The sequence below is a fragment of the Saccharopolyspora dendranthemae genome, from assembly GCF_007829955.1.
Lineage (GTDB): Bacteria > Actinomycetota > Actinomycetes > Mycobacteriales > Pseudonocardiaceae > Saccharopolyspora > Saccharopolyspora dendranthemae.
In genome coordinates, this window is the sequence record NZ_VIWX01000002.1 from 324231 (window position 1) to 348970 (window position 24740).

Sequence of the window (24740 nt, forward strand, 5' to 3'; positions counted from 1 at the left end):
GATCTGGCGATCAGCCCGGCACGTCGTAGGACGGCGGCGCGTCCTGCGGGGAGCTCCCCCACGCGGGATCGGGCTGGTCGCTCAGGGTGAAGTCGAGCGCGCCGCCCGCCGCGACGAAGTCCTCGCCCACCCACGGCCTGGTGCTGTCGGTTCCGTTGACCTGGAGGGCGTGGACGTACCTGGCGTCCTCCGAGGCGTCCGGGGCGTTGAGGGTGATCGTCGTGCCGTTGCCGCGGTCGATGCTCACCGAGGAGAAGATCGGGCTGGCCAGCACCAGTTCCGACCGTCCCGGAGCCTGCGGGTACATGCCGATCGAGGCCCACACCGACCAGGACGACATCTGCCCCAGGTCGTCGTTGCCGACCTCGCCGTCCGGTGTGGACTTGAACAACGATGTCAGCGCCTGCCGGACCACGTCCTGGGTCCTGTCCGGCCTGCCCGCGTAGGCGTAGGCCCACGGCGTGTTCAGCGACGGCTCGTTGCCCAAGTAGGCGTAGGGCTTGTCCGGGCCGCCGTTGAGCTCGGTGAAGAACTCGTCCAACCGGGCGGTGGCCGCCTCGTTGCCGCCCATCAGGTCGAACAGCGCCCGGTGGTTGAACGGGACCATCCAGGTGTACTGGGCGCCGTTGCCCTCGGTGTACTCCTCGGTCTGCACCGGGTCGAACGACGGCCAGGAACCGTCGGCGTTGCGCGGCTGGAGGTAGGAGTTGTCCGGGTTGAACAGGTTCTTGAAGTTCTGCGCCCGGTTCAGGAACTCGTCGTGCACCGCGGTGTCGCCGAGGCGGGCGGCGAACTGCGCTATCGCGAAGTCCGCGCTGTTGTACTCCAGCGACGTCGCCGCCGAGCCCCACACGTCCTGCACGCCCGGCGGGACGTAGCCCAGCGAGTCGTACTCCTCGTGGCCGGGCCGCTCGTCGGTGTTGGTGGCCCCTTCTCTCATCTCGCGCAGCGCCGCCGCGGTGTCGAAATCGGTGGCGCCGAAGGCATGAGCGCTCGCCACCATGATCGGCAGCGGATCGCCGACCATCACCCCGGTGCCGCCGTTGGCGACCGTCCAGCGGTCGAAGTAGCCGCCCTGGGCGGACTGGTTCACCGCGGACTGCGCGATGTCCGAGGCGATGTCCGGTGCGATCAGCGCCACCAGCGGCAGCTGCGACCGGTAGACGTCCCAACCGGAGTAGTTGGCGTACTGGGCGTGTCCTTCGGCCGCGGTGTGCACCTGGCCGTCGAAGCCGGTGTACTGCCCGTTGACGTCGCTGAAGACGTTGGGGTGCAGCAGGGAGTGGTAGAGGCCGGTGTAGAGGCGCCGCCGGTCCTCGTCGCTCCCGCCGCCGACGTCGATGCGTCCGAGCACGTCGTTCCACGCCGCTCGGGATCCGTCCCGGATCTCGTCGAAACCACGTGCGGCCTGCTCGGTTTCGGCGTTGGCCTTGGCGTTGTCCTCGCTGACGAAGGAGATCCCGATCCGCGCCACCACCTCAGGCGCTGCGCTGTCGAACTTGACCAGCGTCTGACCTCCGTTGACCTCCTGGGAGGTGAAGTCGCGGTCGAAGGTCGCGTGGAAGTAGACGCGGTAGGAGTTGCCGGCGCCGCAGAAGCCGCCGCTGTCGCTGTGACCGCTGATGGTGTTGGTCCCGACGGTCACCGAACCGCTCGCGTCGTTGAACGCCTTCCCGGCGTCCACCGACAGCGCGGCCTGCTGGCCCTGCGGGTAGGTGAATCGCGCGAGCCCGGAGCGTTGCGTCGCCGTCAGCTCCGTGCGCAACCCGTTGTCGAAGGTGACGTCGTAGGCGCCGGGGGAGGCCGACTCGTTGTCGTGCGAGAACGAGTAGTCGCTCACCGGCGAATCGCCGAGCACGGGCATGAACGGGATGTTGCCGAAATCGCCGCAACCTGCGCCGGAGAGGTGGGTGAGGCTGAACCCGCGAATGCGGTTGTCGTCGTAGGAGTAGCCGCCGTGCTGGTAGGTGGCGGTGTCCGGGCTGAACTGCATCATCCCGAAGGGCGCCACCGCGCCGGGGAAGGTGTTGCCCGCCCCGCCGCCGTGGCCGAAGTCCGGGCCACCCGGCTTGGTGCCGACGAACGGGTTGACGTACTGCGCCGGATCGTCGATCCGCGGCGCCGCGTCGGCGCGGGGAGTGATCGCCGAGGGGATGGCCAGTGCTGTCGCGGCCGCGATGATCAGTGCCGCGAGCCGTCTGGGAGCGGTGGAGCGTCGAACCGTCTTGACGTCGTGCAGGCGTCGCAAGGAAGACCTCCCGATTGACAACGTTGTCCAGACCAGGATCTTCTCAACGTAGCGAGGGGTCCGAGACCGTGCAATATCGGGCGAAAATGACAACCGGACAACCCCGGGTGAATCCGTTCCCCGTGAATGCGGTTCGCGCTGACGCGCTTTGCGGAAGATCTGTGCGGTGATCGAAAGAGGAATGTAACCGAAATCGGGTTCCGCCGTTCATCTCGGCCGGAGGAGAGCGCCAATTCGGATCGGTGATCATCCGCGAGAACCGTGCTGGTACTGTCCCGGCCAAGCGCGGATGATCATCGAACTGGCAGCGGCTGCGCGGCTGCTCACTTCGGTTGGAGTTGCCCGATGTCGTGGACTCCCAGCGGGGCTCGCGCTCCGCACATTCCGCGTCAAGGCTTCCCGGGGGGCCGGGGCCTGTCTCGCCTGAGCACAACCGAAGGAGCGCGGTCGGCGTGAAGTTAACCAGGAACAGAACGCGCGAGCCGGACAGGACGAGCCTCCGGCGCAGGATCAGGAACATTCTGATCACCATCGTCGTGCTGTTCTTCGTGGTCGTGCTCGCCGGCTTCGCGCCGGCCTTCGTCGACGGGCTCATCGTGCGCACGGTCGCGCTCACCGTGCAGGACACCTCCATCCCGGCGGTGCGGACCTTCACCGCGGTGCAGTCCGAACGCCAGCTCGTCGCCCGCGCCTTCTCCGGGGAAGGCGCTCCCGACGCCCTCGGTCAGCGCTACGCCGCCACGGACCAGACCATCGGTGAGCTCTCCGGCAAGCTGACCGAGCTGTCCGGCAACTCCGCGACGCCCCCGGACCTCAAGGCCAAGATCGACAAGGTCAACGTCCTGATCGGCCAGCTCCCGGAATCCCGGCCCACGTTCCCCTTGGACCCGGCCCGCAAGACGGCGACCCTCCAGCGCTACAACGAGGTCCTGGACGCCGGTGCCGACCTGTTCGGCGGTCAGGCCCGCGCGGTCGAGGACGCCCCGGCCGGGCACGCAGGCATCAGCGCGACCGAGATCTTCCGCTCCGGCGACCAGATGGCGCGCACCTCGGTGCTGGCCGACCGAGGTGTGGAAGCCCGGATGAGCCCGGACGAGCAGGTCGAGTTCGCGATGCTGGTCGGTTCCTACCGCGACGAGCTCGAAGAGCAGATCCCGCACTCGGCGCCGCAGGTCCAGCAGAGCTACCAGGAACTGACCCGCTCCGCGAGCTGGGGCCAGCTGCAGGCCGTCGAGCAGCAGCTGATCACGCGCGGTCAGGCGCAGGGCGTGACCACGCAGCAGTGGCACGAGATCAGCGACGAGGTCGGCGGGCAGATCACCGAGCTCGCCGTGGTCCAAGCCCGCTACGGCTCGGACCTCGGACTGGCCAACGGCAATGCCGCCCTGCTGCGGACCACGCTGTTCGCCGGCCTGGTGCTGATCGCCACCGCCGGTGCCGCCGTGCTGATGTGGTGGTTCGCCGGTCGCCAGCTGGTCGCCCTCGTGCCGCAACGACTGGTCGAGCTCCGCGACGCCGTGCGCAAGGTGGCCGACGAGGACGTGCCCGAGCTGTTCCGGAAGGTGGAGCGGGGAGAAGAGGTCGACGTCTCCACGCCGCTGCGCTCCCTGGACTTCGGCAAGGACGAGATCGGCGACGTGGCGGACGCTTTCGCCGACGCGTACCAGGTCGCGGTGCAGGAGCGGATCAAGCAGAAGCGGACGAGCGATGCGTTCACCCGCGTCGTGGTCGGCATGGCCGCCCGCGTGCAGCAGATCGTGCAGAACGCCATGCAGATCGTCGACACCGAGGAGCGCGAAGCCGGCGAGGCCGCACCCCGCTACCGCGCGCTGCTGGTCCTCGACAGCCTCCTGCTGCGCGCCCGCCGGCTCGCGGAGAACCTGCGGCTGCTCTCCGGCAACCGCCTCGCCCGGTACCACCGCGGTCCGACGTCGATGGAGGTCATCCTCGAATCGGCGCGAGCCGAGATCGAGCACTACGGCCGGATCCACACCCGCCAGCCGGGTGCGGTGGCCGTCGACGGACAGGCCGCGCCGTACCTGATCCGCGTGCTCGCGGAGCTCATGGACAACGCCGCCAACTACAGCTCCCCGCAGGGCAAGGCCCGGGTCTGGACCGAGGAGCTCGGCGGATCCCTCGTGGTCGTCATCGAGGACCGCGGCCTGGGCATGCCCTCGGAGAGGCTTGGCGAGGCGAACGAGATCCTGGCCACCGACAGCGACTTCGCCCTCGGCAACGTGCAGCGCCACATGCAGCTGGGCCTCCCGGTGGTCGCCAGGATCACCCAGCAGTGGAGCATCCAGGTCCGGCTGGCGGCAGGCGAGTCCGGCGGCATCCGCGCCGAGGTGGCCATCCCCGCCGAACTGGTGCGTGAGGTCGAGGTCGAAAAGCCCGCCCCGGCACCGATTTCCAGCGCACGGGGAACGCTGTCCGGTGCGACGGCGCTGCTCGCCGACCCGGTGGAGACCCGCGCCCCGGCCCGCCCGGAACCGAAGAGGCCGCGAGTCGAACCGGCTGAGCAGGAGCAGCCGCTGGAGACTTCGCCCGTCGGGCTGCCCATGCGGCGCAAGGGTGCTTCGCCGGTCGGCAGAGCTCTCGACGAGGAGAAGAAGGCACAGGGTTCCGGTGCGGCCGACGAGGACGCCGGGACTCGGCGCAACGCGGGCGGCGGCGGAGCCATGGGCTTCGTCTCCGGACGCCAGAACCACGGTAGCGACACAGGTGAGGGGTGAACACAGTGAGCGAGAGCCGGGACGACTTGAGCTGGGTGCTGACGGATTTCGCGCAGCGCGTCGCCGACGTGGACTGCGTCGTGTTGTGGTCGTCGGACGGTTTCCCCAGGGCCGCCTCCGAAGGCGTCTCGAAGGAGCAGGCGGAGGATCTCGCCGCGATGTCCGCCTCGGCGTTCAGCTCGTCCAAGAGGGTCAGCGTGATCGGCGGGGGCGGTGATCTGAACAAGACGGTCATCGAGGGCACGAACCGGTTCGTGATCCTCGCGCTGGCCGCCGAGCGCTCCGGGATCACCGTGGTGGTCAACACCGCCGCCGACCCGCTGATCGTCAACGTCGAGCTCGACCGGCTGCTGGCGCAGGTCGGGGAGCACCTCGTGACCGAGGGGCGCGGTGGCTCCGGCTCGCTGACCGGGACGAGGCCGTAACCCATGTCCGATCAGCAGAACGTCCACGCCGAAGATCCGGGAGCGGGGGTCCGGCCGTTCGTCGTCGCCGGCGCCCCCGAGAAGTCGGACCTGGACCTGGACCTGGCGACCCAGGTGGTCGCGAACCCCGGCAGCGGGGGATATCGAGACCTGTCGATGAGCGACAGCGCCGCGCTGGAACTGGCGAAGAACCCCGTGGCCATAGCTGAAGTGGCGGGAAGCCTGGGGACGCCGGTACTGACCGCACGCGCCCTCGTGGGTGCGCTGCTCCGCCGGGGCGTCCTCAGCCTCGACGGCGAAAGCGCTCCGGACGAGACCGTTTCCGATGCAACACTGGAATACCTACAGGGGGTTCTGGACAGTGTTAAACAGCTTTGAGCGGCCGCCGGTCAAGCTCGTCATCGCCGGTGGTTACGGTTGCGGCAAAACGACGCTGATCAAGAGCGTGGCGGATCCGGATCGGTACGTGCGGCTGACCGACGAGCCGATCACGGACGCCAGCGCCACCGTGGACGCGCTCACCGGTGTGCCGGAGAAGACGACCACGACGGTCAGCATCGACTTCGGTCGCATCAACCTGAGCAACGGCACTCCGCTGTTCCTGTTCGGAATGCCCGGCCAGTCCCGGTTCTGGTCGGTGTGGGACGACCACACCCACGGCGCGTTCGGCGCCGTGGTCGTGGCCGACACGCGCCGCCTCGACGACTGCTTCTCCAGCCTGGACTTCTACGAGGACCGCAACATCCCCTACGTCGTCGCGGTCAACGAGTTCGACGGCACGAGGCGCTACGAGGCCGAGGACATCGCCAACGCTCTGCAGATCGACACCGCCAAGGTCCCGGTGGTGAACTTCGACGCGCGGGAGCGGGGCGACGTCAAGGACGTGCTGGCGAGGCTGCTCGAGCACGTCATGACGCTGATGGCCACTCAGCAGGCGGTCGGCGCAGGTCAGTGAGCCGGTTGCCCTGGCGGGCCGGGGACGTCGCGTCGGCCGGGCGCTCCCGGCCCTGTCGGCGCTCCTGCTTGAGCCCTCGGACGTAGCTCGGGACGTCGACGTGCAGGGCGTCCTCCGGGCGTTGCGCACCGTAGCGCCCGGCGCTCCGGGAGAGGTGGCCGCGTACCTCGGCGACCATCTCGTCCTGCGCGGGGAGGTGGGCTTCGCCGGTGACGAGTTCGCCGATCCACTCCGCCTGCAGCTCGGCCAGGCGGGTCAAAGCGCCCACCGGGCGCAGGAATCCGGCCAGGTAGAGCCCGTCGTGGCCGGGCGGCACGATCCGCTGGAACAGCGAGAGCCTGCCGTCCTCGTCGAAGACGACGTCGTCGGGCACCGGCAATGACATGTCGTAGCCGGTGCACAGGACGACGGCGTCGACGTCCTCAGCGCTGCCGTCGCTGAACGTGATGCCCTCGGTGGTGAGCTCGCGGATTCCCGGTCGGACCGTGATCTCACCGTGCGAGAGTCGGCTCAGCAGCTCGTCCGAGACGGTGATGGGAGCTTCCATCACCCGGTGATCGGGTTCCGGCAGGCCGTAGTCGGTGATCCGCCCGCGCGAGAGGTGCAGCAGCACCTCGATGAGCTTGCGCTGCGCCTTGAACGGCAGGAACGACCACCAGCGGCTCGCGGCGATCTCGTCGATCGGCATCCCCATCAGGGTTTTCGGCACCACGTGCGCACCTCGCCTGATGGACAGGACCGTTCGGGACGCGACGCGCGAGAGCTCGGCGGCGATGTCGCAGGCCGAGTTCCCGAATCCCACCACCGCGACCGCCTGGTCGCGGAACGGTTCCGGGCTCGTGTAGTCGGTGGAGTGGAGCCGCCTGCCGCGGAACAGCTCCGAACCGGTGAAATCCGGGTCCGGGTGTCGTGGCACCGAGTGATACCCCGAGGCCAGCACGACGTTCCGGAAGTGCCGCGTCCGCGCGGATTCCCCGCCCTCACCGCTGGTGACCAACCAGCCTCCACCCGGTGCCGGTTCCACGCGGTGGACGTGCGCGCCGAACTCGATGTTGCTGGTGAGGTCGTGCTCGTCGGCGAAGCGCCGCAGGTAGGACGCGACCTGGTCGTGCCGCGGGTACCGCGGGAAGTCCTCGGGCACGGGGAATCCCGTGAACCCGGTGACCTTGCTGGAGGTGTTGAGGTGCAGGGAGTCGTAGGCCGGATGTGACTCCTGCGAGCTGGAGCGGCCGAAGTTCCACACCCCGCCCACGTCGTTGTCGCGTTCCAGGGCGACGAACGTCACGCCGCGCTGCTTGAGCGAGCGCATCATCGCGAGTCCGGATATACCGGCTCCGATCACGCACACATCACGATGATCAAGCTGGTCAGATGTGCTTTTTCCATGAGAGTCCACAGTGCCCATCGAGCCCTCTCCGCGTGCAGACCATTCCCAATTCGTCGGAAGGATGAGATCGTGTAGACGTTGCTGACAGGCGCCGTGCCGCGATCAAGCGTAACCGCGATGCGGAAGGTCGGGGTAGTGCAAAGTTCAAGAGCGGTATCGTCATCCGTTCGCCGGTGGGGTGTGTTCCCCGCGCGAGGCGTGTCATTCACACAGTTCCTGACCAGCCAGTACCGAACCGCCGCCGAGCATCTCGGGTTCTCCCGTTCCGAAGTGGAGACCCTCGTCACAGAACTCAGCGTTGCCTTGAGCCCCTGGGGTGATCACCCGATCGGCTCTTGCCCTGAGGTTCCCTCTTTTGTTTCAGCGGACGGCTTTCCAGCCGAGATGTCCATCAGCTGGCGGGCGGGTCGCCCGGAGCTCCGAGTCCTCTTCGAATCCCTCGATGACGAGAACACTCCGGCCGGCTGCCAGCGGGCCGGCCGCGCCCTCTCCGATCGGCTGGACGGCCGGAAAGGCGTGGACCTGCACCGCTACCGCTGCGTGGAAGAACTCTTCGTCAGCGACGATCCGCTCGTGAACCGTCCCACCATCTGGCATTCGCTCGCATGGCGACCAGGAGAGCCCGTTCGGTACAAGGCCTATTTCAATCCGCAGGTGGAAACCGTCGATCAGGCGGGCGTGATGGAGAAATCGACTGAGGCGATGGAACGCCTCGGGCTCAGCACGCCGTGGTCTTCGGTTCGAATGTGGATGCCGGAATTGGTGGACCGCGGAATTGATGTCGAATTCGTGGCACTTGATTTGATGGATTCGAATCGCGCGCGCGTCAAGGTCTACTTCCGCATCAGCAGTCGCGCTTGGGAGGACGTGAACGCGGTGGCGTCCCTGGCGAGCGGGCACGATTCGGATCGGGCCGAGCGGGTGTGGCGATCGCTGTATCACGGACAGGACAAGGCGGAAGGCGAGGAGCCCTTGGTCTGCCTCGCTTTTCGACAAGGTTCGAACCGTCCGGTGGAGGCCAACCTGTACTTCCGATTACCGGGAAACGCGCAGTCCGATGAGGACGCAGCCGGGCGGATCTCCGGGCTCATGCGGCAGGAGGGCGTCGACCCGCGGTCCTACCGGGCCCTGATCAACGCCCTCGCGCCGAGAGAGGCGGCGAGGATGACAGGACTGCAGGACCTCGTCGCGTACCGCACCACGGCCCCGGGTGAACCGGCGGATCTGGGTGTGTACCTGAGGTTCTCCGTCTACGACCGGCCAGCGGAAGCCTGAGGCCGGTGACGCGGTGGAGGCGGTCGACGCCGCCTCCACCGCGTTCTGGGACTAGCCCGGCAGCATCCAGGACAGGACGGTGGCTTGCAGGAAGACCAGGGCGCAGAGGACCAGGAGCAGTCCTAGGCTCCACTTCAGAGTCGTGCGCAGCAGCGTCGCTTCCTGGCCCGCCAGGCCGACGGCGGTGGCGGCGATGGTGAGGTTCTGCGGGCTGACCATCTTGCCCATCACGCCGCCCGAGGTGTTGGCGGCGACCAGCAGAGCCGGGTCGACGCCCACCCTCTGCGCGGCGACCTGCTGCAGCCCGGCGAACAGCGCGTTCGCACTGGTGTCCGATCCGGTCACCGCGACACCGATCCACCCCAGCACCGGGGAGAGGAAGATGAACAGCGCGCCCGCGCTGGCGATCGCGGTGCCGATGGTGGTGGTCTGGCCCGACTGGTTCATCACGTAGGCCAGGGCCAGGACGCCGACCACGGCGAGCGCGGACCACCGCAGGGACTTCGCCGTGGAGACCAGGTCCGACAGCACGGACCGCAGCGGGATCCGGTACACGGCCGCGACGCCGAAACCGCAGAGCAGCAGCAGGCTTCCGGGTGAGGACAGCCAGTCCAGGTCGAACACCGCGGTGTCGGCGGGCTCACCGGAGGCGGTCAGCAGCTGCCCGTGCAGGCCGGGCCAGGGGATCTCCACGGTGGTGCTGTCGAGCGCGTCGCCCAGCGATCCCCAGAGCTTGACCACCGAGAAGACGGCCACGACCAGCGCGTAGGGGAACAGGGCCATCGCGGTTCGCGCGGGAGTGACCGGCTGCTCGGCGGCGGGAGCCCCGCCGGGCCGACCGGGAGCATCGTCCTGAGCGGAGCGCAGGCGATGGGTCGCGGCCTCACCGCCGGTGGGTCGCCAGAACCGGAGCAGGATCACCAGTGCAACGGCTCCCGCCAGCGAGGACACGATGTCCGTCAGCTGCACCGAGAGGTAATTCGCGCAGACGAACTGAGCCACGGCGAACCCGGCCCCGGTCACCAGCGCGGCCGGCCAGATGTCGCGCAGGCCGCGCCGTCCGTCGACGATGAGCGCGAGCAGGAACGGCACGGCGAACGCGAGCAGCGGCGTCTGCCTGCCGACCACGGCGCCGATGTCCTCGTAGGGGATCCCGGTCAGCTCGCCCGCGGTGATGATCGGGGTTCCCAGGGCGCCGAACGCCACCGGTGCGGTGTTGGCGAGCAGGACGGTGACGGCGGCGCGCACCGGCGCGAAACCGACCGCGACCAACATCATCCCGGTGATCGCCACGGGAGCGCCGAACCCGGCCAGCGCTTCGAGCAGGCCGCCGAAGCAGAACGCGATGACCACCGCTTGGATCCGCGGGTCGGGCGAGATCACGCCGAAGCACGTGCGCAGGTCCTCGAAGCGCCCGGCGGTCACCGTGAGCTGGTAGAGCCAGATCGCGGTGAACACGATCCACATGATCGGCAGGAGGCCGAACGCGGCACCTTCGCCCGCTGACGACAGGGCCATGCCCACGGGCATGCCGTAGGCGAGCACGGCCACGGCCAGGGCGACCGCGAGTCCGGACAGCGCCGCCCAGTGCGCCTTCACCCGGAGCGCGCCCAGCAGCACGAACACCGTGAGGAGGGGGAGGGCCGACAGCAGGGCCGAGAACGCCAGGCTTCCGCCAAGGGGCGCTGGATCCGGTTGGTACACAGGCGCGACACCTCTCTGAGTCACGAAACGCCATGTCGACCTTTATGTGGTCCGACCATAAGGTGGATGTACCCTAAGGGCCTTGAAACGGGCTGTAAAGGCTTGAGAGGGGCACCGAATTGGCCGGGGTCGATGGCGGCGAGGACCTCAACGAAGGCGGATCGTGGCGCCCGGTGGCGCGGGCGAGGACCTACGAACTCGTTATCGAGCGGGTCGAAGAGCAGATCGTGACCGGTCAACTCCAGGTCGGTGACCGGCTACCCGCGGAGCGCGACCTCGCGCAGATGCTCGGTGTGAGCCGCGGCGCGGTCCGTGAAGCCTTCCGCGCGCTGGAGGCCCAGGGCGTGCTGCGGATGTCGGTCGGCACCGGTCCCGATGCCGGTACGACCGTGGCCGCGACGCCGAGCAAGGCGCTCAACCGACTGCTGCGGCTGCACGTGGCGCTGGCCAACTTCCCCGTCCAGCACGTCGTGGACGCCCGGGTGATGCTCGAGCGCGAGAGCGCGTGGAACGCCTCCGAACGAGCGACCCGGGCCGAGCTCGCGGGCCTGCGCGAACTGCTCGCGGCCATGGACGACCCGGAGTGCGATCGGGAGCGGTTCAACGAGCTCGACACCGAGTTCCACGTCGCGATCGCCGAAGCGGGCGGCAACCGGCTGATCGCCGACATGACCATCGCGATCCGCGAATCCATGAAGCGGCCGCTGCTGACGGCGTTCCACGAGCTCGGCGACGGCTGGGAACCCATCGTCGAAGGGCTCCGGAAGGACCACCACGCGATCTACCGGGCGTTGGCGGCCGGCGATGGTGCCGCCGCGCAGGAGTGCACCGAGAAGCACATCCGGGGCTTCTACCGCGACGGCCTGGGAGGCTTCTTCACCGCCGAGCGGGCGTAGAGCGCTCCGCCGCCGAGCCCCCGTCCGGGCTCTGGACGTGCCGTGCGGTGGCTCCGTACTTTCTGCCGCATGGACGACCTCGCCACACGTGACCTGATCCGCTACTCCGGACGCGGCGCCTTCAGCCCCGATGTCATCGCGCGCGCGGAAGGCTCCTCGGTGTTCACCGAGGACGGGCGCGAACTGCTCGACTTCACCTCCGGGCAGATGAGCGCGATCCTCGGGCACTCGCACCCGGAGATCGTCGCGACCGTGCGGGAGCAGACCGCCCGCCTGGACCACCTCTACAGCGGGATGCTGAGCCGCCCGGTCATCGACCTCGCTCGGCGCCTCACCGAGACCGTGCCGGAGCCGCTGGACAAGGCGATGTTCCTGACCACCGGTGCCGAGTCGAACGAGGCGGCGCTGCGGATGGCCAAGCTGGTGACCGGCAAGCACGAGATCATCTCCTTCGCCCGCTCCTGGCACGGCATGACCCAGGCCGCCGCCCACGCGACCTACAGCGCGGGACGTGTCGGATACGGCCCGGCCACGCCCGGCAACTTCGCGCTGCCCGTTCCCGACGCCTTCCACCCCGACCTCGTCGACGCCCACGGCGACCTGGATTGGCGACGTCAGCTCGACCTGGGCTTCGACCTCATCGACGCGCAGTCCGTCGGCAGCCTCGCGGCCTGCATCGTCGAACCGATCCTGAGCTCCGGCGGCGTCGTCGACCTGCCCGTGGGCTACCTGGCGGCGCTGCGCGACAAGTGCCACGAGCGCGGCATGCTGCTCATCCTCGACGAGGCCCAGACGGGCCTGTGCCGCACCGGGAGCTGGTACGCGTTCGAGCGCGACGGCGTCGTCCCCGACATCCTCACGCTGTCCAAGACGCTCGGCGCGGGACTGCCGCTGGCCGCGGTGCTCACCAGCGCCGAGATCGAGCAGCAGGCGCACGATCGCGGTTTCCTGTTCTTCACCACGCACGTCAACGACCCGCTCCCGGCGGCGGTCGGCAACACGGTCCTCGACGTGCTCTCCCGCGACCGACTCGACCTGCGCGCCGGTGAGCTCGGGGAGCGGTTGACCGGCGGTCTCCGCGAGCTGGCGGGCGAGCACCCGGTGATCGGTGACGTCCGGGGGCGGGGACTGCTCGTCGGTCTGGAGCTCACCGCGGGCTCCGACGGCGGTGACGTCGACAAGCTCGGTGCCGCCGTGACTCAGCGGTGCACCGAGCTCGGGTTGCACATGAACATCGTCCAGCTCCCCGGCATGGGCGGCACGTTCCGGATCGCACCTCCGCTCACGGCCACCGAAGCCGAGATCGACCGAGGCCTCGCCATCCTCGACGAAGCCCTCACCCACGTGACCCGAACCAAGTAACCCCCGAGACCCTCTCCACCCATCACCCAGTAGAGGGGTTTCCCGGCCGAGTCCCAGTTTTAGTCATAACTGAGCATGATCAATGCCCGAAATGTCTGCTCAGTTTGGACTAAAACTGGGACCGGCCGCTCCCGCGTCGCGGACGTGCCTTCGGATCGCGCTGGGCGCAAGTGTCGGATCGTTGTGGTTGTTGAACGTTCGCGGACAACTTAAGTCGATCAAGCTTGGGCTGATCGTGTGCCGTTCCGCTCCGATGCTCGCGAAGATCGGAATCGGCGTTCCACCCTGGGAAAGCGAGCGGCGATCTTGATCGCTCGCTGGAAGAGCTTGTTGCTGGGGGAAATTCGAAACCCGGTCGGAATCGACTCGGGTGCCGGGTGGGCCCGCAGTGGCGCGAACCCGATCAACGCGAAGGAGAGGAAATCGATGCGATCATCCGTCCGGACGGCGCTGGGGGCGCTCGGGCTGGTCGTCATGTCGGCGGCGGCGAGCTCGTCGATGGCTGCGGCGGAGCCCGCTTCGGCCGCCGGTGCCAAGGCGGACTGCCCGGAGGGCTCGTTCTGCCTCTACGACGACGCGAACTGGAGCGCGCCGATGATCAGCGTGAACGTCAGGCAGGGGCCGTACGTCCTGCCCGAGTGGGCCCGCAACAAGGCCTCCTCGTACGAGAACAACACGGACCACTGCGTGGTGATCAGCGACTGGACGACCTTGTCGAGCTTCCGGGACGTCCTCTACCACCAGGAGGACCTGGGCAAGTTCGTCGACTACCCGCACGAAGCCGGCGGGAGCTGGGACAACCGGATCGACGAGATCGACACCCAGGACTCCGACTGCCTGTGATCGGCTGATGTGGTACCGAGGCGTCCTGCGGTCGTGCACCGCAGGACGCCTCTCGCCGCGCGAGCGGCGCCCAGCCCGACAACGGAGGTCGCAGTGCCCGAGGACCGCCCGCCCTACCCGCCGTTCACCCACGAGTCCGCGCTGCAGAAGGTCCAGGCGGCGGAGGACGCCTGGAACACGCGCGATCCGCAGCGCGTGGCCTCGGCCTACACGCCGGATTCGCAGTGGCGGAACCGGGACGTGTTCGTCGACGGCAGGGAGGAGATCGTCGCCTTCCTGACCGGCAAGTGGCAACGCGAGCTCGACTACGCGCTGCGCAAGAGCCTCTGGGCGTTCTGGGAGAACCGCATCGCCGTTCGCTTCCAGTACGAGTGCCGGGACGCCTCCGGTCAGTGGTGGCGCAGTTACGGCAACGAGCTCTGGGAGTTCGACGAGCACGGCCTGATGCGCCGTCGCGAGGCCAGCATCAACGACGTCGCGATCGACGAGGCCGACCGCCGCATCCGCGGTCCTCGCCCCGAGGCCGAGCGCGGGATCGACATCCCCCTCCGCTAGCTCCCGCTCCGTCGCCGTCCTCGCAGCGCCGCGTGGGAGGATGGCGACGGTGAGCGAGTTCCGATCTGGGGGAGCGCGGTGACGGCGCGAATTCCGGTGGTCGTGCTGGCGGGCTACTTGGGCTCGGGCAAGACGACCCTGCTGAACCACCTGCTGCGCAACGACGACGGGCGCCGGATCGGCGTGCTGGTCAACGACTTCGGCAGCATCGGGATCGACGCGATGAACGTCGCCGGACAGGTCGACGTCGCGATGTCGCTGGAGAACGGCTGCCTGTGCTGCGCGGTCGATTCCGACGGCGTGGACCGGATGCTCGACCGGCTCGCCTACCCGGGCGCTCCGCTGGACGCCATCGTGATCGAGGCCAGCGGGATCGCCGAGCCCCGGCAGCTGGTCCGGCTGGTGCTGTCCTCGCAGAACCCGGTGATCGAGTACGGCGGCCTCGTGGAGGTCGTCGACGCCGCCGAGTTCGACGACACCCGTGCCAAGCACCCCGAGCTCGACGACCACGTGCGGCTCGCCGACCTGGTCGTGGTCAACAAGATCGACCGCGTCGGTGACGCCGACCGCGAGCAGGTCGTCGGAGCGGTCCGGGAGATCGCCGACGGCGCTGTGCTGGCGGTCGAGCGGGGCAGGATCGCGCCCGGGATCCTCTTCGACGACCCCGGCGTGCGCGACTCCGCGGGCGCGAGGCAGCTGTCCTTCGCCGACCTGGAGGAGCACGACCACGACCACGAGCGGCACATGCACACCGCCTACGAGTCGATGGAGTTCATCGCCGACCGGCCGCTGAACCCGTCGGCGTTCGTGCGCTTCCTCAACGAGCGCAGCCGCGGCGTCTACCGCATGAAGGGACCCGTCGACTTCGGTCCGTCCGGTGACGACCAGCGGTACATGCTGCACACGGTCGGCGTCTTCGCCGCCTTCGAGAAGTCCAGGTGGAAGGGCTCCCGGGCCACCAACCTCGTCCTCATCGGCACGGATCTCGACACCGACGACCTCCACCGCCGCCTCCAGGACTGCATCGACCCGGACCCCGGCAGGATCGACGAGATGGGCATGCTCAACCTGGCCCGCCACATCGACGCCTGAGCACCTGCTGCCTGGACGAGCGCGGCGGGTCAGGCCCAGGCGTGCCCGAAACCGGCTTCGCTGGAGAGCACGGGCACCGCCCCGGTCACGTCGAGCTCCGCGGCGATCGCCACGTCGTCGGCGTAACCGCTGGTGATGAGCTCCTGGCCGGAAGCGCAGCGGGCGAGAGCGGTGCGGACGTCCTCGGTCGCTCGGAACGCGGCGAGCGCGGCCGAGGCCTCCGGCGAGAGCGGCCCACGGCCGCGATCGTGCAACGCGGCGATGACGGCACCGGCGCCGAGCAGGTCTTCCACGGCTGGGCGGAGTCCGCCGTCAGGCCAGCGCTCACCCGCGGCTATCACGCTCACCGGACGTTCGGCGGTGCCCCAGCCGCGTTCGGTCAGGCCGTGCCCGGTGGCGGTCGCATTGCGCAGGCAACCGGCCACCACCGTCACGTTGTCGCCCGCCGAGGACGCGATGGTCGAGCCGTTGGGAGAGGGCAGCACCAGCCGTTCGGTGAACGGCGCGAGCCGCAGCGCGGCAGGCGACAGCGACCAAGGGGAAGCAGCGCTCATCTGGCTCCGGCCCACCGCCAGTTCCGCTTCTTCGCGCGCGGCCAGCTCACCAGCCGTGCTGTCGCGCCACCGGTAGGGGAACACGCGCGTTCCCCGCTCCACAGCGACCGTGACCGACGTCGTGAACGACAACACGTCGACGATCACCAGACAGCCCGACGAAACCACTTCCGCTCCCGAAGCGCCCCAGTCGAACCGCACCCCGAACGAAGACTGCTGCGCCCATTCCGTCGTTGGCATCTTCGCGAAGCTAGTGCAGCGACAGCATCGAGCGGACGAGTCGAAAGTGGGGATCGTGTATCCGGAGTCTGGGCGCCGGTTCCGAGGCGGGAGTGCTGGAGGCGGACTGCGACGGCGACCTCGCCGACGTCTACCACCGGTTGCTGGTGCACCTGTGGTGGGGAAGTTTTCATGAAAACTTCCCCACCCCCTGCCTCGGCGTGGCCGGGTGCCGAGCTGGAGCTCGTCGATGCCTTCCGCGACGGGCGGGGGTTCTCTGCGGGCGGGGTCGGGGGTATGTAACGTCGCCAGCGCGCCTGGGGCCGCAAGAACCCCGGGCGCGTGGTAACGGCTATCGAGAGAGGGCGGAGCATGAGCGAGCAGGACCGGGGCGATGTTTCCGGTGAAGCCGGCGACCCGGGCGGCGAGGAGCACGACGAGAGCTCCGAGGACCAACGGGAAGCCGAGCAGCTCGCAGAACGCGGCGAACCGGAGTCGAGGGCTCCCGATCGGCGCCTCGGGCTGATCGCCGATCCTGACATGCCCGAGCAGGTCTCACGGCGGCTCGCCCGGGACCTGCCCGACATGCTCAGCGACGACGAGCTGTCGTGGGCGGTGGAGGTCGACGTCGACCCGGTGACGGCGGGCAGGCACAACACGCGCGACATCCTGGCGTCCACCCGGGAGCGGATGGACCGCCACAACTGGGACCACGCGATCTGCCTGACCGACCTCCCGGTGCGCGCCAACGGCCGCCCGGTGGTGGCCGAGGCGGACCCGGACCGGCACGTGGCGGTGGTGTCGCTGCCCGCCCTCGGCGGAACCCAGGTCTACCGGCGTTCCCGGCAGGTCATGCTGCAGATGGTCGACGAGCTCACCGGCCGCAGCGGGGGCGGGAGCAACCGCTACGGCCTGGACAGCAAGCTCACCAGGCTGTTCGCCCCCGTGCAGCGCCACGAGAACACCGGTGAGCAGGAAGTCGACGTCCGCTACACCACCACGCGCAAGCGCGGCCGGTTGCGACTGCTCACAGGGATGGTTCGGTCCAACCAGCCCGCGCAGCTGGTCTTCGGCCTGCGCAGCGCGCTGGCCGCGGCCGTGGCCACCAGCGCCTTCGGGTTGTCGTCGAGCACGATCTGGCAGATCGGCGACCAGCTCGGCGCGTTCCGGCAGGTTCTCGCCGGGGTGCTGTCGGTGGCGCTGCTGGTCGGATGGTTGATCGCCGCGCACGGGTTGTGGGAGAAGCGGCGCAACAACAGCGCCAACGACCGGGAGCAGGCGCTGCTCTACAACACCTCGACGATCGCGACGCTGACGATCGGCATCGGGGTCATGTACATCGGACTGTTCGTGGTCAACCTCGCGGTCGCGCTGTTCATCGTGCCCCCGAACCTGCTGGCGAGCAGCCTCGGGCACCCCGCCGATTTCACCCGCTACCTGGCCCTGGCGTGGGGGTTCACCACCATGGGCGTGATCGCCGGAGCGCTGGGGTCCAGCCTCGAGTCCGATCAGGCGGTCCGGCAGGCGGCCTACGGCTACCGGGAGGAGCAGCGCCGCAACGAACAGGAGCACTGAGAACTGCGGGGAGTTGCGGTGCGTGGCCGTGGGCGCGGTGGTCGAGCCGGGCTAGCGCAGGCGGCTCAGCTGGTGCTGCCGCCAGCGCTCGGTTCCCGCGAGGTCGTTGAAGGTGAACAGGTGGAATCCGCTGATGTTGTTGCCGGGCAGCGGGATCTGCTCGGCCAAGGAGGTCACCAGCTTGTCCGGCCGGTAGCCGCTGGGCAGGAAGAACCGCCAGAACATCGCTGATTGCTTGGCCAGGAACCGCGCAGACTGGCCGAGCCCGAGTCCCGCCGACACCCGGATCAGCTTCTGCCGGTTGACGCTTCCCGGGACTCCCACGCGGATCGGCGTGGTGATGCCCGATTCGTGCAGGCGAGCGGCCCAGCCCGCGGTGGTGCCGGGGTTGAAGCAGAGCTGCGTGACGATCTCGTCGGCGTGACCGGCCTTGCGCCGCAGCGCTTCTGAGATCACCTCGTCCGGAATGCTGCTGTGCCCCTCCGGGTATCCGGCGATGCCGACGTGGCCGAACTCGCAGCCGTCCTCGGCGAGGGCGAGCAGCACGCTCTCCGCGTCGGGGAACTCCCCAACCGGCTCAGCAGCGTCACCGCCGACGAGGAACAGCCGGTCCACGCCCGATTCCAGCAGACGACTCGCGATCTCGCCGAGCTCGGTGCGGTCGCGCACCAGGCGAGCCGCCAGGTGCGGAGCCGCGGTGTAGCCATTCTTGCTGAGCCGGACGGCGAGGTCGAGGGTCGGCTCCAGCCCGCGGGCCTCCGTGGTGGTCACCGTCAGCGGCACGTCCGCCGGGACGTGGGTGAGGACGGCGTCCTCGGTGCCGCGGAACGGCAGGACCTCGTAGGAAGCGTTGCGCAGCGCGCTCGCGAGGGCCGCGCTCATCTCGACACCCACTCGTCGAACCGCTCCGCGACGTCGCCGATGGTCGTGCTCGGGCCGTGTCCAGGACGCACTCGGGTCCGGGCGGGAAGCGGCAGCAGCCGGTCCCGGATCGAGTCGATGATCGTGTCGCGGTCGGACCAGGAGCGTCCGGTCGCGCCCGGCCCATCGGCGAAGAGGGTGTCGCCGGTGAACACGGTCGCCAGGTCGGGGCAGTAGAAGCACACCGAGCCTGGGGTGTGGCCGGGCGTGTAGAGCACGTTGAGGCTCAACCGTCCGATGTGGAACGTCTGGCGGTTGACCAGGCGTCCGTCCGGTTCCCGGACCGGGTGGGTCAGTTCCCACACCGGGCGCTCGGCGGGGTGGAGGTAGATCGGCGCGCCGACGGCGTCGGCCAGCTGCGGGGCCATCCCCACGTGGTCGTCGTGGGCGTGTGTGACCAGCACGCCCACCACCTCCCGGCCCGCGACGAGCCGGAGGATCGCGTCCACGTCGTGCGGCGCGTCGATGACCAGGCACTCGTGCTCATCACCGACGACCCACAGGTTGTTCTCGACGTCGTGGACCTCGCCGTCGAGGGAGAACTTCCCCTCGACGGTCGCGTGGTCGACCCGGATGCTCAACAGAACGTCACCACCGAACGCAGCACTTCACCGCGGCACGACTTCTCGAAGGCCGCGGTGAGGTCATCAAGGGAGATCTCCCCGCTGGGGGACTTCTCGAGCGGCGGCGAGGCCTGCGCGAGGAGCTCGATGAGCATCGGGAAGTCCCGTTCGGGGAGGTGATCACCGTACCAGCCGGACTCCTGCGCGCGGCCTCGGGTGAAGGCGTTCGCGGCCACCGCCTCGCGGGTTGCGCTCACGTCCGCGCTCATGCGCAGCTGGACCAGTGGTACTCGGCGGCCGCGTCGTTGAGCCAATCGGCGAGGTAGCGGGCGAAGGACGCCCGGACGAACACCCAGTAGGCGGGCGGTTCCGCTTCGCGGCAGACCAGCAGGACGCCGGCGCGGGCCAGCAGGGTCTGCGCGCACCGGTCCGCGCCGAAGCTGCGCCGGTGGAGGTCGAGCGCGCAGCCCTTCGCCAGCAGCTCAGGCGCTTTCGGCCCGGAGACCTCGATGATGGTGCGGTGCGCCGAGACGTCCACGACGGCGCCGTGCTCCTCGCCGAGCGCTTCGGTCACGGTCGTCCGGATCGTCCCGGCCTCGCCCTCCGGGCCGACGAGCAGCCACTCGTCCGGCCCGAGCCAGGCGATCAGCAGCCGTTCCGTACGCGCCACCTGCCCGGACTGGTTGGGCAGCATCGTGCCGAGCGCGGTCCCGATCCTTTCCGCCGCAGGACTCTTCGGGTCGACCCGGAGCGTGACCTGCGCGCTGAAGGCCACTTCGGACAGTCGCACGGTGCCGGGCACCGAGGACCGGGTGAGGACGTCGGTGTGCGCGGCCAGCGGGGATTCGCCGTAGGGCTCAGCCATCGCGGCGGGCTCCTTCCTTGTCGTAGAAGACCGGTTCGGTGATCTCCACGGGCACCAGTCGATCGCCGACGTGGCTGTAGATCGTCTGCCCGATGCGGTCGCGCCCGCTCTTGACCAGTGCGAGGGCGAAGGGACGGCCGAGCGCGGCGCTGCGGTAGCTGGAGGTGACGTGCCCGAGCATCGGCACCGGTGGTGCCGGCAGCTCACCCCTCTCCACGAGCTGCGATCCTTCCGGCACGACGGGGGAATCGGCCGGGGGGAGCAGCCCGACGAGGTGCTTGCGGTCGGTGCGCGCGGTGTCGGCGCGGGCGAAGGAGCGCATGCCGAGGAAGTCGTCCTTCTTCTTCGACACCGCCCAGCTCATGCCGAGGTCGTGCGGGGTGACGGTGCCGTCGGTGTCCTGGCCGACGATGGGGAACCCCTTCTCCGCGCGCAGCACGTGCATCGTCTCCGTGCCGTACGGGGTGATGCCGAAGGGCGTTCCCGCGTCGTGCAGCGCCTCCCAGACCTCGCGGCCGTACCAGCGGGGCACGTTGATCTCGAACGCCAGCTCACCCGAGAAGCTGATCCGGCACACCCTGGCCTGCCGGCCCGCCACGATCCCGTCGTGGAAGGCCATGAACGGGAACGACTCGGTGTCCAGCGCGATGCCGGAGCTCGCCCGCTCGAGCACCTCTCGCGAACGCGGACCGGCGAGCGCGATGGTGGCCCACTGCTCGGTCACCGAGGTCAGGTGCACGCGCAGGTGCGGCCACTCGGTCTGCAGCCAGTCCTCCAGCCATTCCAGCACTCCGGCGGCACCGCCGGAGGTGGTGGACAGCAGGTACTGGTTCTCGCCGGTGCGCATCACCGTGCCGTCGTCGAAGACCATGCCGTCGGCGGTGCACATCAGCCCGTACCGGATGCGGCCGACCTTGAGGGTGCTCATCTTGTTGGTGTAGACGAGGTCGAGGAACTCCGCGGAGTCCGGTCCCTGCACGTCGATCTTGCCGAGCGTCGAGACGTCCTGCATGCCGACTCCGGTGCGCACCGCCTCGCACTCGCGCAGCACCGCCGCGTGCATGTCCTCGCCGGGCTGCGGGTAGTACCAGGGCCGCTTCCACTGGCCGACGTCCTCGAACGGCGTACCCTGCTCGACGTGCCAGTCGTGCATCGCGGTGACCCGGATCGGGTCGTAGAGGTCGCCGCGATCCCGACCGGCCAGCGCGGCGAAGGCCACCGGCGTGTAGGGCGGGCGGAAGGTGGTGGCGCCGACCTCGGCGAGCTCGACGCCGAGCAGCCGGGCGATCACGCCCGAGGACAGGATCCCGGAGGTCTTGCCCTGATCGTGCGCGGTGCCGATGGTGGTGAACCGCTTGATGTGCTCCACGGAATCCATGCCGGCCCCGACGGCCTTGCGGACGTCGGCCACCGTCGAATCCCGCGCCAGGTCCACGAACTGCTCGTCCTCGCACGCGCCGGTCAGCAGCCACGTGGGCTCCGGCGCCAGGACCGGCGGTGCCGCTGCGGAGGGCACCTCGGCGAAGTCCGCGACGAACCCGGCGTCGCGCGCTGCGTCGCTGCCCGCCTCGGAACCGGTGCGCAGGCAGTCGACCGTCGCGAATACCCCTGCGGCGGAACCGATCGAACGCACGCCGTGCCCGCTGCGATCCGGGACGAACGCGCCGATCTCGGTCGAGTACCGCAGCGTTCCCCGCGACTGGCTGTGCAGGTGCACCGCCGGGTTCCAGCCACCCGAGACCAGCAGCAGGTCGCAGTCGAGCTCCGCGGTCGAGTCCTCGCCCCGCTGCTGCACCGTCGCACCGGTCACGCGATCGGTGCCGGACGTGCCGATCACCGCGCTGCCGCTGCGGATGGTGATGCCGCGCTCGACGCAGCGCGAGGCCCACACGGTGGAGACGACCGGCCGGACGTCGACGACGGCGGCGATCTCGACCCCGGCGTCGTGCAGATCGATCGCCGCGGCGTAGGCGCTGTCGTTGGTGGTGAGCACGACCGCGCGCTTGCCGGGCAGGACGCCGTAGCGGTGCAGGTAGGTGCGAGCGGAACCGGCGAGCATCGTGCCCGGCCGGTCGTTGCCGGGGAAGACCAGCGGGCGTTCGTGCGCACCGGTGGCCAGCACGACCTCGCGGGCACGGATGTGCCAGGTCCGCTGCCGCACGTAGGAGTCCTCGCCCTTGTGCTCGAGCGCGAGTAGGTAGTTGTGGTCGTAGTGGCCGAACACCGTGGTGCGCGGCAGCACGGTCACCTCGGGGGTGGCGGCGAGTTCGTCCACGACGCGCTGGATCCAGCTCGCGGCCGGTTTCCCGGCGAGCTCGTCGTCGTTGCCCAGCAGCTGGCCGCCGAACTCGGTCCCGGAATCGGCGATGATCACCCGCGCTCCGCTGCGCGCCGCGCTGAGCGCCGCGGCGAGGCCGGCCGGTCCGGCGCCGACCACGAGCACGTCGCAGTGCGCGTGCGTCGCGTCGTAGCGGGCCGGGTCCGGTTCGCTCGCCAGCCGACCTTGCCCTGGCAGGCCGCTGGCCACCAGACCGTCGCGCAGCTCGACCGTGGTCGCGGTGAGCATCGGCTCCGGGAACGGCTCGTCGATCTGCACCAGCGCGTTGGGTTCCTCGGCGCCCGCGGCCACGATTCCGCGCGGACGTCCGTGCTTGATGCTGGTGGTGACCTGGTGGACGCCGTTGGCCAGCAGCGCGGAGGCGAGCGTGTCGCCCTCGAAGCCCTCGTACTCCTGCCCGTCGAAGTGGAAGCGCAGTGCGCGGTCCCGGTCGATCCGGCCGCCTGCGGCGAGCCTGAACTCGTTGCTCACCTCGTCACCGCCCTGTCGTCGTGGAGGATCTCGTTGGTCCTGGTGTCGCGGGTGATGGTGAACCATCGTCGGCAGCCCGCCTGGTGGTTCCACCGCTCGGTGAACGCGCCACGGGGATTGGCGCGGTAGAAGAGGAATCGAGCCCAGTCCACATCGGACTCGGCGCTCGGCTCGGCGGGGTAGGCGACGTCCGCCTGTCCGCCGTAGTGGAACTCCGTCTCGTTGCGCGGCCCGCACCACGGGCAGGGGATCAACATCATGGGGGAGACCTCCTCTCAGTGCGCCACGCCGGCGGCGCCGTGCTCGTCGACCAGGGCGCCGGTGGTGAAGCGATCGAGGCTGAACGGTGCGTTGAGCGGATGCGGTTCGTCGTGGGCGATGGTGTGGGCGTAGCACCAGCCGACACCCGGAGTGGCCTTGAAACCGCCTGTGCCCCAACCGCAGTTGATGTACAGGCCCTCGAACGGGGTGAGCCCCATGATGGCCGAGGCGTCCGGGGTCACGTCCACCACGCCGGCCCAGGTGCGCAGCACGTGCGCGCGGGCGAACATCGGGAACAGCTCCACCGCCGCGGTCAGCTCGCGCTCGATGGTGTGGAACGACCCGCGCTGGCCGTAGGAGTTGTAGGCGTCGATGCCCGCGCCCAGGACGAGTTCTCCCTTGTGCGCCTGGCTGACGTAGACGTGCACCGCGTTGGACATGACCACCGTCGGGTGCACCGGCTCCAGCAGCTCGGAGACCAGCGCTTGCAACGGGTGGCTCTGGATCGGCAGCTGCAGCCCGAGCTCGTCGGCGAGCACCGAGGTGTGCCCGGCGGCGGCGAGCGCGACCTTGCCCGCGGCGATGTCACCGCGCGTGGTCTTCACCCCCACGACCCGGTCGCCGACCCGCTCGAAACCGGTGACCTGGCAGTTCTGCACGAGGTCCACGCCCATCCGGTCCAGCGCGCGGGCGAAGCCCCAGGCGACGTGGTCGTGCTTGGCGATGCCGGCCCGGGGCTGCCAGGTGGCGCCCATGACCGGGTAGCGCAGGTCCGGCGAGGTGTTGAGGATCGGGCAGATCTCCGCCACCTGCTGGGGATCGAGCCATTCGGCGTCGATGCCGTTGAGCCGGTTCGCCCCGACCCGGCGGACGCCGTCGCGGACTTCCTGCAGCGAGTGGGCGAGGTTGAGCACGCCGCGCTGCGAGAACAGCAGCGGGTAGTCGAGTTCGTCCTCCAGGCCCTCCCAGAGCCCCAGCGAGTGCTCGTAGAGGCCGGCGCTCTCGTCCCAGAGGTAGTTGGATCGGATGATCGTGGTGTTGCGGGCCATGTTCCCGCCTGCGAGCCAGCCGCTCTCGAGCACCGCCATGTTGGTGATGCCGTGGTTGACCGCGAGGTAGTACGCGGTGGCCAGGCCGTGACCGCCACCGCCCACGATCACCACGTCGTAGGACGGTTTCGGATCAGCGGCACCCCAGAGCCAGTCGGGGTGCTCCGGCAGGTCGGCGCCGGGAGTGCGCGGCATCTTCAGCCCTCCGTTCGATCTGCCGCAGAGCTGGTGCTCGACGGGGGAGACGCGCTGAAACGTAACTGACATATCAGTTGGACACCAAGGTAGGCAGCGCTTCTCGCGGGGTCAAGGGTGAGTCCGGAGAAGGCGTGAAGACGCTGGTGGCAGGCCGCGAGGGCGGCGCCGCTTCCGGCTTCGGGATGAATTTCCGAAGCACGTGTTGACCGCGAATCCGCGCCGACCTACCTTGATGTCCCATTGATATATCAG

At 69.3% G+C, this 24740-nt stretch carries 22 protein-coding genes; 11 read left to right on the top strand and 11 right to left on the bottom strand.

Features of this window, described 5'->3' with window-relative positions; translation table 11 throughout:
• Nucleotides 1–10 precede the first annotated feature (10 nt).
• On the bottom strand, nt 11–2248 hold the full coding sequence (locus FHU35_RS10435; RefSeq protein WP_246110221.1) for a GH92 family glycosyl hydrolase: 2238 nt from the start codon (nt 2246–2248) through the stop codon (nt 11–13).
• A gap of 452 nt (nt 2249–2700) precedes the next feature.
• Between FHU35_RS10435 and FHU35_RS10440 the strand changes: the two genes are divergently transcribed.
• Genes FHU35_RS10440 through FHU35_RS10455 form a run of 4 tightly spaced genes read left to right on the top strand, consistent with a single transcriptional unit; the run spans nt 2701 to nt 6360 of the window.
• Nucleotides 2701–4980 (top strand): ATP-binding protein, encoded by a 2280-nt coding sequence (locus FHU35_RS10440; protein WP_145738304.1) that lies wholly within the window; start codon nt 2701–2703, stop codon nt 4978–4980.
• A gap of 5 nt (nt 4981–4985) precedes the next feature.
• The gene (locus tag FHU35_RS10445; RefSeq protein ID WP_186459364.1) at nt 4986–5405 is read left to right on the top strand and encodes a roadblock/LC7 domain-containing protein; all 420 of its coding nucleotides are present in this window, start codon (nt 4986–4988) and stop codon (nt 5403–5405) included.
• 3 nt (nt 5406–5408) lie between these two features.
• Nucleotides 5409–5783 carry a DUF742 domain-containing protein gene (locus tag FHU35_RS10450; protein WP_145738306.1) on the top strand — a complete coding sequence of 125 codons (375 nt, stop codon included), beginning with the start codon at nt 5409–5411 and terminating at the stop codon, nt 5781–5783.
• Nucleotides 5767–6360: a GTP-binding protein gene (locus tag FHU35_RS10455; protein ID WP_246110222.1), complete on the top strand. Its 594-nt coding sequence runs from the start codon at nt 5767–5769 to the stop codon at nt 6358–6360. The genes FHU35_RS10450 and FHU35_RS10455 overlap by 17 nt, the downstream gene beginning before the upstream one ends.
• Here FHU35_RS10455 and FHU35_RS10460 read toward each other — a convergent pair.
• The gene (locus tag FHU35_RS10460) at nt 6314–7702 is read right to left on the bottom strand and encodes a flavin-containing monooxygenase (protein WP_186459365.1); all 1389 of its coding nucleotides are present in this window, start codon (nt 7700–7702) and stop codon (nt 6314–6316) included. The genes FHU35_RS10455 and FHU35_RS10460 overlap by 47 nt on opposite strands.
• A 243-nt stretch (nt 7703–7945) precedes the next feature.
• Between FHU35_RS10460 and FHU35_RS10465 the strand changes: the two genes are divergently transcribed.
• Nucleotides 7946–9022, top strand: coding sequence for a tryptophan dimethylallyltransferase family protein (locus tag FHU35_RS10465; RefSeq protein ID WP_186459366.1), 1077 nt, complete (start codon nt 7946–7948; stop codon nt 9020–9022).
• Between the two features lie 51 nt (nt 9023–9073).
• Here the strand turns inward: FHU35_RS10465 and FHU35_RS10470 are convergent, their stop codons facing one another.
• Nucleotides 9074–10726 (bottom strand): L-lactate permease, encoded by a 1653-nt coding sequence (locus FHU35_RS10470; RefSeq protein ID WP_145738310.1) that lies wholly within the window; start codon nt 10724–10726, stop codon nt 9074–9076.
• A 119-nt stretch (nt 10727–10845) separates the two neighbouring features.
• Here FHU35_RS10470 and FHU35_RS10475 point away from each other — a divergent pair, with 119 nt between their 5' ends.
• The 5 genes from FHU35_RS10475 (at nt 10846) to FHU35_RS10495 (ending at nt 15474) form a co-directional block, all read left to right on the top strand.
• On the top strand, nt 10846–11622 hold the full coding sequence (locus tag FHU35_RS10475; RefSeq protein WP_145738311.1) for a FadR/GntR family transcriptional regulator: 777 nt from the start codon (nt 10846–10848) through the stop codon (nt 11620–11622).
• Between the two features lie 69 nt (nt 11623–11691).
• Nucleotides 11692–12984 (top strand): aspartate aminotransferase family protein, encoded by a 1293-nt coding sequence (locus FHU35_RS10480; protein WP_145738312.1) that lies wholly within the window; start codon nt 11692–11694, stop codon nt 12982–12984.
• A gap of 426 nt (nt 12985–13410) precedes the next feature.
• On the top strand, nt 13411–13827 hold the full coding sequence (locus FHU35_RS10485) for a peptidase inhibitor family I36 protein (protein ID WP_145738313.1): 417 nt from the start codon (nt 13411–13413) through the stop codon (nt 13825–13827).
• Between the two features lie 93 nt (nt 13828–13920).
• Nucleotides 13921–14382 carry a nuclear transport factor 2 family protein gene (locus tag FHU35_RS10490; protein ID WP_145738314.1) on the top strand — a complete coding sequence of 154 codons (462 nt, stop codon included), beginning with the start codon at nt 13921–13923 and terminating at the stop codon, nt 14380–14382.
• Nucleotides 14383–14460: 78 nt separating this feature from the next.
• Nucleotides 14461–15474 (top strand): CobW family GTP-binding protein, encoded by a 1014-nt coding sequence (locus FHU35_RS10495; protein WP_145738315.1) that lies wholly within the window; start codon nt 14461–14463, stop codon nt 15472–15474.
• Between the two features lie 29 nt (nt 15475–15503).
• Here the strand turns inward: FHU35_RS10495 and FHU35_RS10500 are convergent, their stop codons facing one another.
• Entirely contained in the window at nt 15504–16268 is a 765-nt protein-coding gene (locus tag FHU35_RS10500; RefSeq protein WP_145738316.1) for a 2-phosphosulfolactate phosphatase, read from the bottom strand.
• A 351-nt stretch (nt 16269–16619) separates the two neighbouring features.
• Here FHU35_RS10500 and FHU35_RS10505 point away from each other — a divergent pair, with 351 nt between their 5' ends.
• Nucleotides 16620–17822, top strand: a complete 1203-nt coding sequence (locus FHU35_RS10505; RefSeq protein ID WP_246110223.1) for a hypothetical protein — start codon at nt 16620–16622, stop codon at nt 17820–17822.
• A gap of 51 nt (nt 17823–17873) precedes the next feature.
• Here the strand turns inward: FHU35_RS10505 and FHU35_RS10510 are convergent, their stop codons facing one another.
• The 7 genes from FHU35_RS10510 to FHU35_RS10540 are packed head-to-tail and all read right to left on the bottom strand — an operon-like array spanning nt 17874 to nt 24485.
• Nucleotides 17874–18704, bottom strand: a complete 831-nt coding sequence (locus tag FHU35_RS10510) for a methylenetetrahydrofolate reductase (protein ID WP_145738317.1) — start codon at nt 18702–18704, stop codon at nt 17874–17876.
• Entirely contained in the window at nt 18701–19324 is a 624-nt protein-coding gene (locus FHU35_RS10515; protein ID WP_145738318.1) for an MBL fold metallo-hydrolase, read from the bottom strand. The genes FHU35_RS10510 and FHU35_RS10515 overlap by 4 nt, the downstream gene beginning before the upstream one ends.
• The gene (locus FHU35_RS10520) at nt 19321–19563 is read right to left on the bottom strand and encodes an MDR/zinc-dependent alcohol dehydrogenase-like family protein (protein WP_145738319.1); all 243 of its coding nucleotides are present in this window, start codon (nt 19561–19563) and stop codon (nt 19321–19323) included. The genes FHU35_RS10515 and FHU35_RS10520 overlap by 4 nt, the downstream gene beginning before the upstream one ends.
• 8 nt (nt 19564–19571) lie before the next feature.
• The gene (locus FHU35_RS10525; RefSeq protein WP_145738320.1) at nt 19572–20171 is read right to left on the bottom strand and encodes a sarcosine oxidase subunit gamma; all 600 of its coding nucleotides are present in this window, start codon (nt 20169–20171) and stop codon (nt 19572–19574) included.
• Nucleotides 20164–22980 (bottom strand): 2Fe-2S iron-sulfur cluster-binding protein, encoded by a 2817-nt coding sequence (locus FHU35_RS10530; protein WP_145738321.1) that lies wholly within the window; start codon nt 22978–22980, stop codon nt 20164–20166. Before FHU35_RS10530 ends, FHU35_RS10525 begins: the two co-directional genes overlap by 8 nt.
• Entirely contained in the window at nt 22977–23240 is a 264-nt protein-coding gene (locus FHU35_RS10535) for a sarcosine oxidase subunit delta (protein ID WP_145738322.1), read from the bottom strand. Before FHU35_RS10535 ends, FHU35_RS10530 begins: the two co-directional genes overlap by 4 nt.
• Before the next feature lie 15 nt (nt 23241–23255).
• Nucleotides 23256–24485: a sarcosine oxidase subunit beta family protein gene (locus FHU35_RS10540; protein WP_145738323.1), complete on the bottom strand. Its 1230-nt coding sequence runs from the start codon at nt 24483–24485 to the stop codon at nt 23256–23258.
• Nucleotides 24486–24740 lie beyond the last annotated feature (255 nt).

What these genes read in the sequence shown, in the direction of transcription:
- FHU35_RS10450 (WP_145738306.1), top strand. Translation starts at nt 5,409, where the DNA reads ATGTCCGATCAGCAGAACGTCCACGCCGAAGATCCGGGAGCGGGGGTC.
- FHU35_RS10480 (WP_145738312.1), top strand. Translation starts at nt 11,692, where the DNA reads ATGGACGACCTCGCCACACGTGACCTGATCCGCTACTCCGGACGCGGC.
- FHU35_RS10485 (WP_145738313.1), top strand. Translation starts at nt 13,411, where the DNA reads ATGCGATCATCCGTCCGGACGGCGCTGGGGGCGCTCGGGCTGGTCGTC.
- FHU35_RS10500 (WP_145738316.1), bottom strand. Translation starts at nt 16,268, where the DNA reads ATGCCAACGACGGAATGGGCGCAGCAGTCTTCGTTCGGGGTGCGGTTC.
- FHU35_RS10505 (WP_246110223.1), top strand. Translation starts at nt 16,620, where the DNA reads ATGAGCGAGCAGGACCGGGGCGATGTTTCCGGTGAAGCCGGCGACCCG.
- FHU35_RS10510 (WP_145738317.1), bottom strand. Translation starts at nt 18,704, where the DNA reads ATGAGCGCGGCCCTCGCGAGCGCGCTGCGCAACGCTTCCTACGAGGTC.
- FHU35_RS10525 (WP_145738320.1), bottom strand. Translation starts at nt 20,171, where the DNA reads ATGGCTGAGCCCTACGGCGAATCCCCGCTGGCCGCGCACACCGACGTC.
- FHU35_RS10535 (WP_145738322.1), bottom strand. Translation starts at nt 23,240, where the DNA reads ATGATGTTGATCCCCTGCCCGTGGTGCGGGCCGCGCAACGAGACGGAG.
- FHU35_RS10540 (WP_145738323.1), bottom strand. Translation starts at nt 24,485, where the DNA reads ATGCCGCGCACTCCCGGCGCCGACCTGCCGGAGCACCCCGACTGGCTC.